This is a genomic window from Rhodanobacter sp. FW510-R10, assembly GCF_058781105.1.
Window position 1 is genome coordinate 3,299,559 of the sequence record NZ_JBYSWL010000001.1, and the last position, 13,626, is coordinate 3,313,184.

12 protein-coding genes are annotated in these 13,626 nt (G+C 67.5%); 5 read left to right on the forward strand and 7 right to left on the reverse strand.

Annotation, left to right across the window (positions count from 1 at the left end; all coding sequences use genetic code 11):
• Nucleotides 1–11 precede the first annotated feature (11 nt).
• From AC3WJB_RS14390 to AC3WJB_RS14410, 5 genes are all read right to left on the reverse strand, one after another.
• Entirely contained in the window at nucleotides 12–3,236 is a 3,225-nt protein-coding gene (locus AC3WJB_RS14390; RefSeq protein WP_492682706.1) for a WD40/YVTN/BNR-like repeat-containing protein, read from the reverse strand.
• 198 nt (nucleotides 3,237–3,434) lie between these two features.
• Nucleotides 3,435–4,718: an FAD-dependent oxidoreductase gene (locus AC3WJB_RS14395; RefSeq protein ID WP_492682708.1), complete on the reverse strand. Its 1,284-nt coding sequence runs from the start codon at nucleotides 4,716–4,718 to the stop codon at nucleotides 3,435–3,437.
• Nucleotides 4,711–4,959 (reverse strand): (2Fe-2S)-binding protein, encoded by a 249-nt coding sequence (locus tag AC3WJB_RS14400; RefSeq protein ID WP_492682710.1) that lies wholly within the window; start codon nucleotides 4,957–4,959, stop codon nucleotides 4,711–4,713. The genes AC3WJB_RS14395 and AC3WJB_RS14400 overlap by 8 nt, the downstream gene beginning before the upstream one ends.
• Nucleotides 4,956–6,050, reverse strand: a complete 1,095-nt coding sequence (locus AC3WJB_RS14405) for an NAD(P)/FAD-dependent oxidoreductase (protein WP_492682712.1) — start codon at nucleotides 6,048–6,050, stop codon at nucleotides 4,956–4,958. Before AC3WJB_RS14405 ends, AC3WJB_RS14400 begins: the two co-directional genes overlap by 4 nt.
• Complete coding sequence (locus AC3WJB_RS14410) at nucleotides 6,047–6,988, reverse strand: 4-hydroxyproline epimerase (RefSeq protein WP_492683223.1); 942 nt, start codon at nucleotides 6,986–6,988, stop codon at nucleotides 6,047–6,049. Before AC3WJB_RS14410 ends, AC3WJB_RS14405 begins: the two co-directional genes overlap by 4 nt.
• A gap of 198 nt (nucleotides 6,989–7,186) precedes the next feature.
• Between AC3WJB_RS14410 and AC3WJB_RS14415 the strand changes: the two genes are divergently transcribed.
• The 5 genes from AC3WJB_RS14415 (at nucleotide 7,187) to AC3WJB_RS14435 (ending at nucleotide 12,540) form a co-directional block, all read left to right on the forward strand.
• Nucleotides 7,187–7,900, forward strand: a complete 714-nt coding sequence (locus AC3WJB_RS14415; protein WP_492682714.1) for a PAS domain-containing protein — start codon at nucleotides 7,187–7,189, stop codon at nucleotides 7,898–7,900.
• A gap of 143 nt (nucleotides 7,901–8,043) precedes the next feature.
• A complete protein-coding gene (locus AC3WJB_RS14420) occupies nucleotides 8,044–8,991 on the forward strand; it encodes an AAA family ATPase (protein WP_492682716.1) in 948 nt (315 codons plus the stop codon).
• The gene (locus tag AC3WJB_RS14425; protein ID WP_492682718.1) at nucleotides 8,991–9,944 is read left to right on the forward strand and encodes a DUF58 domain-containing protein; all 954 of its coding nucleotides are present in this window, start codon (nucleotides 8,991–8,993) and stop codon (nucleotides 9,942–9,944) included. Before AC3WJB_RS14420 ends, AC3WJB_RS14425 begins: the two co-directional genes overlap by 1 nt.
• Nucleotides 9,941–11,911, forward strand: a complete 1,971-nt coding sequence (locus tag AC3WJB_RS14430) for a transglutaminase TgpA family protein (protein WP_492682720.1) — start codon at nucleotides 9,941–9,943, stop codon at nucleotides 11,909–11,911. The genes AC3WJB_RS14425 and AC3WJB_RS14430 overlap by 4 nt, the downstream gene beginning before the upstream one ends.
• A gap of 41 nt (nucleotides 11,912–11,952) precedes the next feature.
• Entirely contained in the window at nucleotides 11,953–12,540 is a 588-nt protein-coding gene (locus AC3WJB_RS14435) for a Slp family lipoprotein (RefSeq protein ID WP_492682722.1), read from the forward strand.
• Nucleotides 12,541–12,601: 61 nt separating this feature from the next.
• Here the strand turns inward: AC3WJB_RS14435 and AC3WJB_RS14440 are convergent, their stop codons facing one another.
• Together AC3WJB_RS14440 and recR are read right to left on the reverse strand one after the other, a co-directional pair.
• On the reverse strand, nucleotides 12,602–12,946 hold the full coding sequence (locus AC3WJB_RS14440) for a histidine triad nucleotide-binding protein (protein WP_492682724.1): 345 nt from the start codon (nucleotides 12,944–12,946) through the stop codon (nucleotides 12,602–12,604).
• Nucleotides 12,947–12,949: 3 nt separating this feature from the next.
• Entirely contained in the window at nucleotides 12,950–13,549 is a 600-nt protein-coding gene (gene recR, locus AC3WJB_RS14445) for a recombination mediator RecR (RefSeq protein ID WP_492682726.1), read from the reverse strand.
• Nucleotides 13,550–13,626: the final 77 nt, after the last annotated feature.

Here is a 13,626-nt window from a genome sequence, read left to right on the forward strand (position 1 = left end):
CGATCCGTCCTTCATTGGACCTGCACCGGCGGGCCCGGCATTCGCTCTTCCGCGCCGTCGGCAATGACCAGGGCAGGCAAGCCACCGGCCTGCAGCTTCACATTCAGCACCGGCAGCGCCTTGTCCTTTAGCGATTGCCAACGTTGCACGAGCGGCGCCATGGCCTGCTCATACTCGGCGTACTGCGCGTGGAACTGCTGAGTCGGCGCGGCGGCCGACATGACATTGACCTCGTTCGACAGATAGGCAATGCGCTCGCCCAGCTTGACTGGGTAATTGAGCAGGCCGATGCCGGTCGCGGCATGGTACTGGTAGAGCTCACCCTGCAGTGCAAACGCCTTGGCATCCAGATCGGCAAGCAGTTTCTGGACGGCCTTGCCGCTGCCAGCCTGTTGCTGCAACTTCTGCAGCTGCGCGCGCAGGTCGAGGATCTGATTGATCACGGCGTGGTTCTGCCACAGCAGGTTCTGCGCCTTGCTGGCCAGGTTGAACTGCTTGACCAGGTCGGCCTGGGTTGCCAGGGAGCGCGGGTCGGCCTTGACCGTCAAGGGCTGCGTGTACGCTTGCCCGTCCACGGTCAGCACCAGCTTGTACATGCCGGGGACGACGTAGGCGCCATTGGGACCACGACCCTCGACGTAGGATGCCTTGGCATGGATGGGAGGCGCCGCCGGAAAGCGCAGGTCCCAGACGAAGCGGTTGATCCCCGGGTGATCCGTCAGTGACTTGTCGCCCAGCGGATGCCGCGCGAACGGCCCCTCGCCCGCGCTCTCCGCGGCGCCTGTGTTGCGCACGTTGTCGAAGGAGTTGACCAGGTTCCCGGCCGCATCGTAGATGGCCAGGGTGATCTTCCCGCTCGGCTTTTCCTTGAGGTAATAGGAGATCACATCGTTCGGCGGATTCTCGCCGGCGAGGTTGCCCGCCCCCGTGCTCCGACCGCCACGCATGCGCAGCAGCCAGGCCGGTGCCGACGCGAACAGATGCGCCGGGCTCGCCATGACCTCGGCGCTCAACTGGCGCAAGGCGGAAATATCGTCCATGGCCCAGGCCGAGCGCCCATGGGTCGCCACCAACAGATCGGCGCCCTTGATCGCGATGTCGCGCACCTGCGAAGTGGGCAGGTTCAGCTGCAGCGACTGCCACTGTTGGCCGCCGTTGAACGACACCATGATGCCGTTCGCGGTGCCCGCAAACAGCAGGTTCTCGTTCACCGGATCCTGCCGCACCACGTATACGTAATTTGGTGCGCTCAGGCCATCGACGATGCTCGTCCAGGTGGCGCCGTAGTCGTGGGTGACGAACACGTAGGGCGTGTTGTCGCCCAGCTTGTGCGCATCGGCCACGACGAACGCGGTACCGGCATCGAAATGCGAGGCCTCGATCGCGTCCACCCGCGCCCACTCGGGCATCTTCGGCGGCGTGATCCGCTTGTAGGTCTTGCCCGCATCCCGGGTCAGCCAGACCAGGCCATCGTCCGTGCCGATCCAGATCTGGCCCTTGCTCACCGGCGAGGGCGCAATCGCGTAGATGACGTTGTAGTACTCGACGCTGGCGTTGTCCTGGGTAATCGGACCGCCCGAGGATTGCTGCTTGGATTTGTCATTGCGGGTCAGGTCCTGGCTGATGACCTTCCAGCTCTTGCCACTGTCGTGGCTCACCATCAGGTATTGGGAACCCAAATAGAGCGGATAGGTATCGCCGTCCTTCCACGGCGCAAACGCGAACGGATCGGTCCAGGTGAAGCGGTACTTGACGTCCTTCGCGGCGTGCCCGCCGTTGGCGTTTGACCACGGGGCAATGTCCTGCAGGGTGTTGGTGCGCAGGCTGTAGCGGGTCAAGCCGCCGGCATAGCCACCCTCGACGATGTAGTTGGGATCGTTCGGATCGGCAAACACGTAGCCTGACTCGCCATCATCGCCGCCGACGTTGAACACTTCCTTCGCGGTGATGCCCCCCACCCCGCGGCTGGCCGTGCCGAACGCGCAGCCCGAAGGGCAGTCCTGCACCGAACCATAGATGTTGTACGGGAAACGGTCATCGGCCGAGATATGGTAGAGCTGGGCAATCGGAAGGTTGTAGTACTTGCCCCAGGTCTTGCCGCCATCCACGCTGGTCACCACGCCCTGGTCGTGCCCCTGCACCATCAGGTGCGGATGCAGCGGATTGATCCAGAATGCATGGTTGTCGCCGCCAGGCAGCGATAACGCGTTCCAGCTATGCCCGCCGTCGGTGGACTTGAAGAACCCCGTGTTGGTCGCATACACCGTGTCGGCATCCACCGGGTCCACGAACACGTTCATGAAATACCAGGCGCGGCCCATGATGCGTTGGTCGTTGCTGACCAGCTTCCAGTCGCCGCCGCCATTGTCGGAACGGAACAAGCCACCATCCTTGGCCTCGATGATCGCGTAGACGACCCGACCCGCGGATTCGCCGCCGGCCACCGCGACACCGATCTTGCCCAGCACGCCGGTCGGCAGGCCGTGGCCTTGCAGCCGGATCCAGGTCTTGCCCTGGTCGATCGACTTGAACAAGCCGTCGCCTTCGCCGCCGCTGGAAAGATGCCAGGGTTTGCGCTGCACCGTCCACATGCCGGCATACAACACGGAAGGATTCGACGGATCCATGGCCACGTCGATGCCACCGGTGGTGTCGTCCACGTACAGCGTCCTGGTCCAGGTCCGCCCGCCGTCGCTGGAGCGGTAGATGCCGCGGTCCTCGCTGGGTCCGTAGACGCGACCGAGCGCGGCCACGACGACGATGTTTGGATCGTGCGGATCGACGACGATCTTGCCAATGTGCAGGGTCTTGCGCAGGCCGATGTTGGTCCAGCTCTTGCCGGCGTCGGTGGACTTGTACACGCCGTCGCCAAAGGTGAGGTCGCTGCGCGGGTCGGCCTCGCCGGTCCCCACGTAGATGATGTTCGGGTCGGACGGCGCCACCGCGATCGCGCCAATCGAGGACACCGGCTGGTCGTTGAACAAGGGCTGCCAGGACAGGCCGGAATTGGTGGTCTTCCACACCCCACCGTTAGCGCTGCCGAAATAATAGGTCTGCGGCTGCGTGGGCACCCCGGCGACAGCCAGCACGCGGCCACCGTCGAAGGGCCCGACCAGGCGCCAGCTCATCTGTGCATACGTGCTGGCGGGCACAGTTTGCGCCGGGACGGCGGCGGCCAGCAGGCAGGCCAGCAGGCCGATGCAGGCGAGGACGCGCGGACGGTGGGCAATCTTCATGGGGATCCCTTGCTGATGAGCGGTCGTGGTCGGCTTGCGGGTCAGGGGCCTGCGCCGGCCAGGTGTGAACCAGCGTGCAGATGATCGTGCAGCCGTCCACTTGCCCCAGCCAACCGCGGTCATGGTGCTGCCTTGCGCAGGCCGGTTCAAGTGACCTTCGACATGGGGCGGCGCGCATGCCGTCTGGCGTTCCTTCCGTCAGCGGTCACCGGGATCTCCCGCCGTTTCACTGCTCAAGCTGGAAAGCCGCGCCGGGAACAACGGCGGGCGGTCGCCGCGGCGCGGAAAACGCCCGAGCTCAGCCAACGCGCTGCCGCATATCCGTCCCTGGCAGGCGCCCATGCCGCAGCGCGTAGCCAGCTTGGCGCTGCGTGAATCCGTATAGCCATCCAGGGCGCGCAAGGGGACATCCTCGCAGCGGCAAACCACGGTGTCGGCCTCAGCCAGCTCGCGGACCTGTGGACCAAGCGCGAAATACCGGCGCAACTGCGCGGCAAAGGCACGCGCATGCTGCCTGCGAGCCTGCAACCGCGCAGTCTCGGCTTGCGCCCCCATGGCGGCATGACCAGCCATGGCGCCCTCGATGCGGGCACAATCGCGGCCGCCAATGCCGCAGACCTCACCAGCGGCGTAGACGCCGGCAACGCTGGTGCGTTGCGCGCCATCTATGCAAACCCGGGCGTGCGCGCCTTCCGGCTCGCTGGCGCAACCCAGCATGTGTGCCAGGCGCAGGTCAGGAACCAGGCCATAGCCCACGGCCACCAGGTCGCAATCCATACGCTGCAGACCCTGCGGACCCTCAACTTCAACCGCCTGGACCCGCTCCGTGCCCAGTGCACGTCGCACCACGCTGCCGCAGTGGTAACCCGTGCCCAGCAGTTGCGTACGCAGCACCATGGCCTGCGCCAGCTTGCCCGGCCAACGCCAGAGCTCGACGGCAAATCGCGCCACCGACTCGCGGCCGACTTGTTCGTAGATGCCCAAGACCCTCGCACCGTGACGGCGTGCCGTGGCCGCCGCGGCAAACAGCAGCGGGCCGCTGCCGGCAACGACCACGCGCTTGCCGGCCAGCGGCCAGCCCTGCTTGGCCAGGGCCTGCAAGCCGCCGGCGCCAGTGACGCCCGGCAGGGTCCAGCCCGGAAACGGCAACAACAGCTCGCGCGCACCCGTGGCCAGGACCAGGGTGGCGTACTCCAGCCGCCGCGCCCGATGCGGCTCCTCCACCAGCAAGCTGCCAGTCTCGGCCAGGACCACCCGGGTCTGCGCCAGCCACTCGACGCCGATGGACGTCAGCGCCGCGGCCATGCTGCGTCGGGCCAGGCGCGGCACGCCGGCCACCACATCATGCCGCCACACCTGCCCACCGGCGCGCGGCTGGGCATCGAGCAGGCCGACGCGCGCGCCATGGCTGGCAGCCGCCTGCGCGGCCGCCAGGCCGGCCGGGCCCGCGCCCACCACCAGCACGTCGTAGCGCTCAGTCATCGGTGCACACCTGCATACCTTCCTGGGCCGGCACCATGCACGAGCGCTGCTGGGCAAGCCCGTCGATACGCACCCGGCATTCGAAGCACACGCCCATGCCACACAGCGGTGCCCGCCACTGCCCGCGCACCGAGCGCCGGAACGGCACCCCAAGCTGCGCAATCGCCGCAGCCACGCTGCTGCCTTCGGCCACCTCCACCGGCTGGCCGTTGACCTCCAGATGCACGCGTCGGGCCGTCATGCCGCCACCCGCGCTGGATCGTAAGGGGCCGGATCGAGCGCCGGCACGCGGCCAAGAAACTGGTCGATCAGCAGGCGGGCAGTACCCAGCGAGGTGGTGACGCCGAGACCCTCGTGGCCGGCGGCAACCCAGAGGTCGGCATGCCGCGGCACCCGCCCGATGTAGGGCAGCCCGTCGATGCTGTCCGGGCGCAGGCCAGTCCATATGCGCAGCGCCTGCAAGTCGCGCAGCGCGGGCAGGAAATGCAGCGCGCGGTCCAGCATGCGGCGCACGATAGGCATGGACACCTCCATGCCAAGCTTGCCGAATTCGCGAGAGGAGCCGATCAGCAACTGTCCGGTTGGCCGCGGCTGCACGTTGAACGCCACGCTGGCATCGGCTTCGCCGTGCGCGCTGTCCGCATAGTGCAGCTCCAGCAACTGGTGATGGATCAGGCCGGAATAGCGGTCCGTGATGACCAGGTGGCCCTTGCGCAAGCGCAGCGGCAGCCCAGGCAGCAGTTCGGCGAGCACGCTGCCGGTGGCCACCAGTACCGGACCGTGCAGTCGGGTCGAATCGCCAAGCGTCACGCCATCGGCGGCAAGTGTGGCCCGGTGCCGGTACAGCTTGGCGCCCTGTTGTTGCGCGCGATCGACCAGGTGGCGCGCCACGCCGGGCGGGTAGACCACGGCCTCATCCGCCACCAGCACGCCGCCGCCGAGGCCCGGCACCAGCGCCGGCTCGAGCGCATACAACTGCCGGGCATCGAGCGCCTCGGCATGCACTCCGGCGGCGGCGAGCCGTGCCAGCTTGTCCGGAATGCGCGCGCAATCAGTCTCGTCGCCCGCCACCCACAAGGTGCCGCAGCGACTGAATTCGGCCTGAGGCAGATCCGCCAAGGCTTCCCAGAAACCCAGGGAATAATGCGCCAGCGCCACTTCCGCCGGCACCCCGTCGACCGCCACCAGGTGGCCCATGGCAGCAGCCGTGGTGCCACCGCCAATCGTGGCCGACTCGACGATCGCCACCTTGAGTCCCTGTGCGCTGGCGTAATCGGCGCAAGCGGCGCCGACGATGCCGGCACCGACGACGATGAGGTCGAAGCTGCTCATGCCCCGCCGATGCCCCAGGCCAGTGCATCGGCTTCCTCGATCAGGAGTTGCCCTTGGGCGGTGATGAAGGCGCTGCCGGTGATGCGCGGCAGCACGCCGGTGGCACCCGGCTGATAGCGCAGCTCGAATACGCTGCCCAAAATGCCGGCCTGGCGCCAGACCTGGCCCGGCGCCAACTTGCCGTCGGCCGCCAGGCAAGCCACCTTCGCACTGCTGCCGGTGCCGCACGGTGAGCGGTCATAAGCCAGGCCCGGGCACAACACGAAATTGCGTGCATCCGCGCCCTCGTCCTCCGCAGGGCCATTGATCTCGATATGGTCGATCTCGGCTCCATGCGCGCCGGTGATGCCCGCGTCCACCAGGGCGGCACGCACGGCCTCCGTGTAGCGGGTCAGCGCCGGCTCGTTGGCAAAGCGGAGCGGCACCGGACTGTCGGCACTGATGAAGAACCAGTTGCCGCCCCAGGCCACGTCACCGCGCACCTTGCCGTAAGCCGGGACGTCGAGCACCACGTCTTTGGCGTGCCGGTAGCTCTCGACATTGTCCACGGTGACGCGGCCATCTTCGTGCAACTCGACACCAACGCAGCCCACTGGCGTCTCCAGGCAGTGCTTGCCTGCCGCAATGCGGTCCAGGTGCTGCAAGGTGCGCACGACGCCAATCGTGCCGTGCCCGCACATTCCCAGGTAGCCGACGTTGTTGAAAAAGATCACGCCGGCGCAACACTGCGGATCCTGCGGCGGCAACAGCAAGGCACCAACCATGGCGTCGGAGCCACGCGGTTCGCGTGCCGTCGCACGGCGCCACCGGTCATGCTCGCCACGCAAACGCTGCAGGCGTTCGGCCAGCGCACCACCGCCGAGGTCAGGGAAGCCCGAGACGACCACTCGCGTCGGCTCGCCCCCGGTATGCGAGTCCACGAATTCAACGATATGCATACGCGCCATGGTCACCATCCGAATACGCGCCGTCTAGCATGCTTTGCCGATGCCAAATGCGGAAATCGGCATAATAGCGGCAAATGCGCCGCCGTCGCGGTCGACCGCGGCCTTCCGTCCCCATTGAGCTGCCTCGCAGCGCGCCACGGCCGTGTCCGGCCACGCGACCGACGCGGAACCGCCAGGAAACCGAACGCCATGAAGCTCAAGGCACCCATCGACGATCTGGTACCCCTGTTCGATGCCCTGCCGGGGGTCGTGTTCTTCGCCAAGGACACGGCCTGCCGCTACACCCACGTCAACCTGACCCTGGTGCAGCGGCTAGGAATGAAGCGGCGCGAAGACCTGCTCGGCAAGACCACGGCCGAGCTGTACCCCAGCGCCATGGGCCAGGCCTATATGGCGCAGGACCGGCGCGTCCTCGCCGGAGAGGAAATCGGCAACCAGCTGGAAGTGCACATCTTCAACAACCGGAGTTCCGGCTGGTGCATCACGCTCAAGCGGCCGCTCAAGGTCCACGGCGACATTTGCGGCCTGATCGGCATCTCCCGCGACCTCGGCGTGCTGGACGCCCGCCACCCCGTATACGACAAGCTGCGCAAGGTGCTCGACCATATGCAGGCGCATTTCGCCAGGAAACTGCCGATACCCGGCCTGGCCAAGCTGGCAGGCTTGTCGGTCGCCCAGCTCGAGCGCCACTTCAATCATGTGTTCCAGCTCACGCCGCAGCAGATGCTGACCAAATTGCGGGTCGATGCCGCCATGCAGCTGTTGCATGGTGAGCAATCGGTGGCGTCGGTCAGCCTGGCCTGCGGCTTCGTGGACCAGAGCGCATTCGACCGCAAATTCAAGGCGACCACGGGCATCACGCCACGCCAGTACCGCAAGCTGATTGCGCAGCCGCAAGGCTGAAGGTTACCGCGTCGCCTTGTCCCCGGTCGCTTCAACCTGCGGCGATGTGGCCGATAACCAGTGTACCGGCTGCGGCCATGCGACCCCAGCCCGCCACTACACTGAGCCTGCTTGGGCCACCAACCCACCGTATCGAAGGAACCATGGCTGCCAACATCCAAATCCAGCAATGCGACCTCGTCGTGCAGCGGCGCCTGCAAGCGGCCATGGCCCAGGTCAACCGGGTGCTGCTCGGCAAGCCGGCCCAGGTGAAGCTGGCATTCACCTGCCTGATTGCCGGCGGCCACCTGCTGCTGGAGGACGTGCCAGGCGTGGGCAAGACCACGCTCGCCCGCGCACTGGCGGCGACCTTTGCCCTGGATTTCCAGCGCGTGCAGTTCACCAGCGATCTGCTGCCCTCCGACATCATCGGGGTCAGTGTCTACGAGCGGGAGACATCCGAATTCCGCTTCCATCCGGGACCGATTTTCACCGGCCTGCTGCTGGCCGACGAGATCAACCGCGCCAGCCCGAAGACGCAGAGCGCGCTACTTGAGGCGATGGCCGAATCGCAGGTCACCGTAGACGGCCAAACGCATGCATTGCCCAGGCCGTTCTTCGTCGTCGCCACGCAAAACCCGCTCGACCTCAACGGCACGTTTCCCCTGCCCGATTCACAGCTCGACCGCTTCATGTTGTGCCTGTCGCTCGATTACCCGGACCTCGCCGCCGAACGCGCATTGCTCACGGGCAGCGACCGCGCCGACCTGCTGCAACAGTTGGTGCCGCAACTGGATGCCGCAGCGCTGCTCGAGCTGCAGCGCCAGGCGCAGACCATCACCGCCAGCAGCGCCCTGCTCGACTACCTGCAAGCCCTGCTGAAGGCCAGCCGGGAACACGCGGAAATCCGCGTCGGCCTGTCGCCGCGTGCCGGCCTGGCCCTGCTCGGCGCCGCCAGGGTCTGGGCCTTGCTCAGCGGCCGCCACCACGTGCTGCCGGAAGACATCCAGGCCTTGTTCGTCCCGCTGGCCGCGCATCGCCTGCTGCCGGCGCACGGCGCCACCGGCGAGACGGCCGCCCGGCAATTGCTGGCCGAGGTTGCGGTGGACTGATGCGCGCCTGGCTGCAGCCCGTGATGTTGTGGGGCGAGCGGCGCCTGCCGGCCCTGACGCGCTACCGGCGCCCGGAAAACCTGCCGGTCAGCCTGCACCGCCAGCGCATCTACATCGTGCCCAGCGGCTTTGGCGTCGGCTTTGCCCTGCTGCTGTTGACCATGCTCGCCGGGGCCTTGAACTATGCAAACAATGCGGCCCTGCTGCTGACCTGCCTGCTCGGTGCGGCCAGCGCGGCCAGCATGCTGGTGGCCTTCCGCAACCTCAATGGCTTGCAACTCAGCAGCCTGCAGGCCAGCCACGCGATTGCCGGCCAACCGGTGGAACTGACCCTGCGCTTTGCCTCGACGTCCGCCCGTGCTGCGCTGCGCCTTGACGCCGACGAGGCCAGGCAGGTCTTCGCCGTGCCCGCCCAGGGCAGCGTCGCGGTCACGGTCAACATGGCCACCATGCGGCGCGGCTGGTACCCGGTGCCGCGGCTGAAGATCTGGACCACCTGGCCGCTGGGCATGTTTCGCGCGTGGAGCTGGGTGCACCCGGACCAGCGCATGCTGATCTGGCCACGGGCCGAACGCTCCGGCCCGCCACCGCAAGCCTCGGCACTCATTGCGCGGCGGGCCCGGCCGGGTCTCGGCGACGAATGGGCGGCCTTGCGCGATTACCGCACCGGTGATCCCCAGCGCCATATCGCCTGGAAGGCCAGCGCGCGCCACGAAAGCCTGCTGGTCAGGGATTTCGCGCAGCCCCGGGGACAAACCGAATGGCGCCTGGACTGGCGCGAGTTGCCGGGCCTGGACCACGAGGCACGTATCTCCCGGCTGGCCCGCTGGCTGGGCGAGGCCCAGGTCCAGCGGCAGCGCTACAGCCTGTGGCTGCCCGGCAACGAGCTGCCACTGGACAGCGGTCCGCTGCATTACGCACGCTGCATGAACGCGCTGGCCGAACTGCCATGAGCCGCGCCGCCGGCAGCCGGCGGGAAGTCGCCGTCGACAACCGCGTGTTCGGCCTGCTCAGCATCAGCATCGCGCTGGTGCTCGCGGTGCACGCCAATCACCTGCCTTGGTGGCTCACCGGCAGTTCGGCGGCGCTGCTGGCATGGCGCTGGTGGCGGCGCCGCCGGCGCGCGGGGCGGGTGCCGCGCTGGATCAAGCTGCCCTTGCTGGGGCTGCTGACCCTTGCCGTCATCGGCAGCTACGGCAGCATCTTCGGGCGCGAACCGGGTGCGGCCCTGGCCATCGGCCTGCTGGTGTTGAAGGCGATGGAGTGCGAAAGCACGCGGGACGTCCGCGTGGCGGTCAGCTTTGCCTGCTTCGCCCTGGTCTCGGCCCTGCTGTTCCGGCAAAACCTGGTGACCACCGCGGTGGTCGTGCTGGCCGTGCTCCCGGCACTGGCCACCATGCGCGCGATGGAGCCGGCCCAGCCGCTGGCGACCCTGCCGCGAACGCTGCTGCCGGGCCTGGCCTTGCTTGGCGCCACCTTGCCGCTGGCGCTGCTGGCGTTTGCCCTGGTGCCGCGCCTGGGTTCGCCGCTGTGGGGCGCGCCCACGCCGGACGAGGCGCGCACCGGCCTGAGCGACACGATGTCGCCGGGCAACCTCACCTCGCTGCTCATCGACGACAGCCCGGCGCTGCGGGTGAGCTTTGACGGCGCGGTGCCGATGCGCGACCTGCGCTACTTCCGCGCCTACGTCATGTGGGACTTCGACGGCCGGCAATGGCGCCGCGGCCGCGGTTCGCCCGAGCCGGCCGCGCCGCTCCAGGCGACGCAAACCATCGCCTACCAGGTAACCATGGTGACCCCCACCCGGCGGCGCATCCTGCCCGCGCTGGACATCGCCGTGGCGGCGCCCGCCCATGCCCAACTGCTGGCCGACCACGAGGTGCTGGCCAACGAGCCGGTGAGCCACGGCTTCAGCTACGAGCTGCGCTCGGCCTTGCATTACCAGTTGCAGCCCGCGCTCGACGCGCAGCGCCGCCGACGCGGCCTGGAGCTGCCAGCAGGATTCAACCCACGCACCCAGGCCCTGGCCGACAGCTGGCGAACGCGCTACGGCAACGACGACGCGGCAATCGTCAGCGCCGGGCTCACCTTGTTGCGCACCGGCCACTTCCTCTATTCGCTGACGCCCCCCCCGCTCGGTCGCAACAGCGTGGACGATTTCCTTTTCGACACCCGCGAAGGCTTTTGCGAACACTATGCTTCAGCCTTCACCGTGCTCATGCGCAGCGCCGGAATCCCGGCCCGCGTCGTCACCGGCTACCAGGGCGGCTACTGGAGCGAACTGGGAAATTACCTCCTGCTGCGCTATTCGGACGCCCACGCCTGGAGCGAGGTGTGGCTGCGTGGACGCGGCTGGGTCCGTGTCGACCCGACCGCAGCGGCGCGGCCCGAGCGGGTGACCCAGGGTGCTGCCGCGGCGCTGGGTACGGCGCGCGACTGGTACGACAGCCCCTGGCTGGAAGGCCTGCGCAACCACTGGGACATCGTCAACCGCTGGTGGGACCAGGGCGTGGTCGGCTTCGACGCGCTGCGCCAGCGTGGCATGCTCACGCAGTTCGGCATACGCGACACGAGCACGCGCACCATGGCGTTGCTGATCACACTGACTTGCGTCCTGTTCATGGCGCTGGGCCTGGCGTGGTCGCTGTGGCAATGGCGACGCCGGGATGCCTTGCGCGAGGCGTTCGGCGTGCTGGAGCGCAAGCTGGCGCAGCGCGGCATCGTGCGCCGACGCGGTGAAGGCCCGCGCGATTACCTGGCCCGCGCCGCGCGTGCGCTCCCTTCCCAGCGCGGCATACTGGCGCAATTGTCAACGGACTACCTGCACCTGCGTTATGGTGCCAATGAAGCGCCGCCTGAACCATTGCGTGCGTTTCGCCGCGCGGCACGTGAATTTCACGCGGCGCGCGTGGTCCAATGAAGCATCCCGCGGCCTGGCCGCACGTGCGTTGGAGAATCCCCGTGTCCATGTACCGTCCGCTTGCACTGGTCGCCGCATTGGGTCTGCTGGGCGGGTGCGTGACCATCCCCCAACCATTGCAGGGCACCTACGCGATTGTGCCGCTGGCCAGCGCGCAACAAGGGGGGCAGGGTGGCCAGCAGGTACGTTGGGGCGGGGAAATCATCCAGACCGAACCTGGACCCGACCAGACCTGCTTCTACCTCTTGTCCAAGCCGCTGGATGCGCAGGCGCGACCGCGCGCCGGCGAGGCCGGCGAAAGCCAGGGTCGCTTCGTCGCCTGCCACGCGGGCTTCTATGATCCGGAGGTGTTTGTGCGCGGCCGCGAGATGACGGTCACCGGCACGCTGCACGGCATCGTCACGAAGAAGGTCGGCGACTTCGACTACGCCTACCCACGGGTGGAGGCGAATGTCATCTACCTGTGGCCCAAGCGCGTGCCGGTGAATTACTACCCCTCGGCGTTCTATGACCCGTTCTGGGGCCCGGGCTTCGGGCCGTATTACGGCGGCTATGGCCCGTGGGGCAACCCGTACTGGGGCCGCCCGCCAGTGATCATCGTACGGCCGGCGCCACGCCCGCGCCCCTGAGCCAACAACCCCTCGCTCCCTCCCCCCCCCGACAATCAGGTGAGAGGGGGAGATTGCACGCTCAGCCGGGCGGCCAATGCATGCGGCGCCCGGCGAGCAGGTGCAGGTGCAGGTGGAACACGGTCTGCCCACCTTCCTCGTTGCAATTGACCACCACCCGATAACCCCGCTCGGCCAGGCCGAGCTGCTTCGCGTAGGCTGCCGCCGCCAGCATCAGCTTGCCGAGCAATTCCGCATCGGCCGGCGTCGCCTCGTTCAAGGTCGGCACCGGCTGTTTGGGAATGAACAGCACGTGCACCGGCGCCTGTGGGTTGACGTCGCTGAAACCCAGCACGGTATCGTCCTCATAGACGATGTCGGCCGGTATCTCGCGGCGGATGATCTTGCTGAAAATCGTCTCGCTCATCGCTTACTCCAACAGTTGCCGGCCACCAAAGGCGTGGGCCAGCGTTCCACGATCGACGTATTCGAGTTCGCCGCCCAGTGGCACGCCATGCGCCAGCCGCGTCGGGCGGATACCGCCGGCACGCGCCAGCTGGGCCAGGTAATGCGCCGTCGCCTCACCTTCAACCGTGGGATTGGTGGCCACGATCATCTCCTCGATCTCGCCCTCCGCCAGGCGCGCGGTCAACTGCGGCAGGCCAAGCTCTTCGGGGCCCAGGCCATCGAGTGGCGACAAATGCCCCATGAGCACGAAATACTGACCCCGATACCCGGTGGCCTGCTCGATCGTGGCCAGGTCAGCGGGTGATTCGACCACGCACAAAGTACGCCGATCGCGGTCATTGCTCGCGCACAGGCTGCACAACGGCGTCTCACTGAAATTGCGGCAGCGCTCACAGCGGCCGATGCGCTGCATCGCCTGCTGCAGGACGTTGGCCAGCTTCAGGCCACCATCACGATTGCGCTCCAGCAAGGCAAATGCCATGCGTTGCGCACTCTTGGCGCCCACGCCAGGCAGGCAGCGCAGCGCTTCGATCAGCTCATCCAACAGGCGCGAGGCGCTCATCGACGACCCGCCCGTCGCGTACCAACCCGCCGTAGCCCAGTCGTGGAAGAAACCCGCACCAGGGAAATGACCAGGCC

What these genes read in the sequence shown, in the direction of transcription:
- AC3WJB_RS14390 (WP_492682706.1), bottom strand. Translation starts at nt 3,236, where the DNA reads ATGAAGATTGCCCACCGTCCGCGCGTCCTCGCCTGCATCGGCCTGCTG.
- AC3WJB_RS14440 (WP_492682724.1), bottom strand. Translation starts at nt 12,946, where the DNA reads ATGAGCGAGACGATTTTCAGCAAGATCATCCGCCGCGAGATACCGGCC.
- AC3WJB_RS14400 (WP_492682710.1), bottom strand. Translation starts at nt 4,959, where the DNA reads ATGACGGCCCGACGCGTGCATCTGGAGGTCAACGGCCAGCCGGTGGAG.
- AC3WJB_RS14430 (WP_492682720.1), top strand. Translation starts at nt 9,941, where the DNA reads ATGAGCCGCGCCGCCGGCAGCCGGCGGGAAGTCGCCGTCGACAACCGC.
- AC3WJB_RS14395 (WP_492682708.1), bottom strand. Translation starts at nt 4,718, where the DNA reads ATGACTGAGCGCTACGACGTGCTGGTGGTGGGCGCGGGCCCGGCCGGC.
- AC3WJB_RS14415 (WP_492682714.1), top strand. Translation starts at nt 7,187, where the DNA reads ATGAAGCTCAAGGCACCCATCGACGATCTGGTACCCCTGTTCGATGCC.
- recR (WP_492682726.1), bottom strand. Translation starts at nt 13,549, where the DNA reads ATGAGCGCCTCGCGCCTGTTGGATGAGCTGATCGAAGCGCTGCGCTGC.
- AC3WJB_RS14420 (WP_492682716.1), top strand. Translation starts at nt 8,044, where the DNA reads ATGGCTGCCAACATCCAAATCCAGCAATGCGACCTCGTCGTGCAGCGG.
- AC3WJB_RS14405 (WP_492682712.1), bottom strand. Translation starts at nt 6,050, where the DNA reads ATGAGCAGCTTCGACCTCATCGTCGTCGGTGCCGGCATCGTCGGCGCC.
- AC3WJB_RS14410 (WP_492683223.1), bottom strand. Translation starts at nt 6,988, where the DNA reads ATGCATATCGTTGAATTCGTGGACTCGCATACCGGGGGCGAGCCGACG.
- AC3WJB_RS14425 (WP_492682718.1), top strand. Translation starts at nt 8,991, where the DNA reads ATGCGCGCCTGGCTGCAGCCCGTGATGTTGTGGGGCGAGCGGCGCCTG.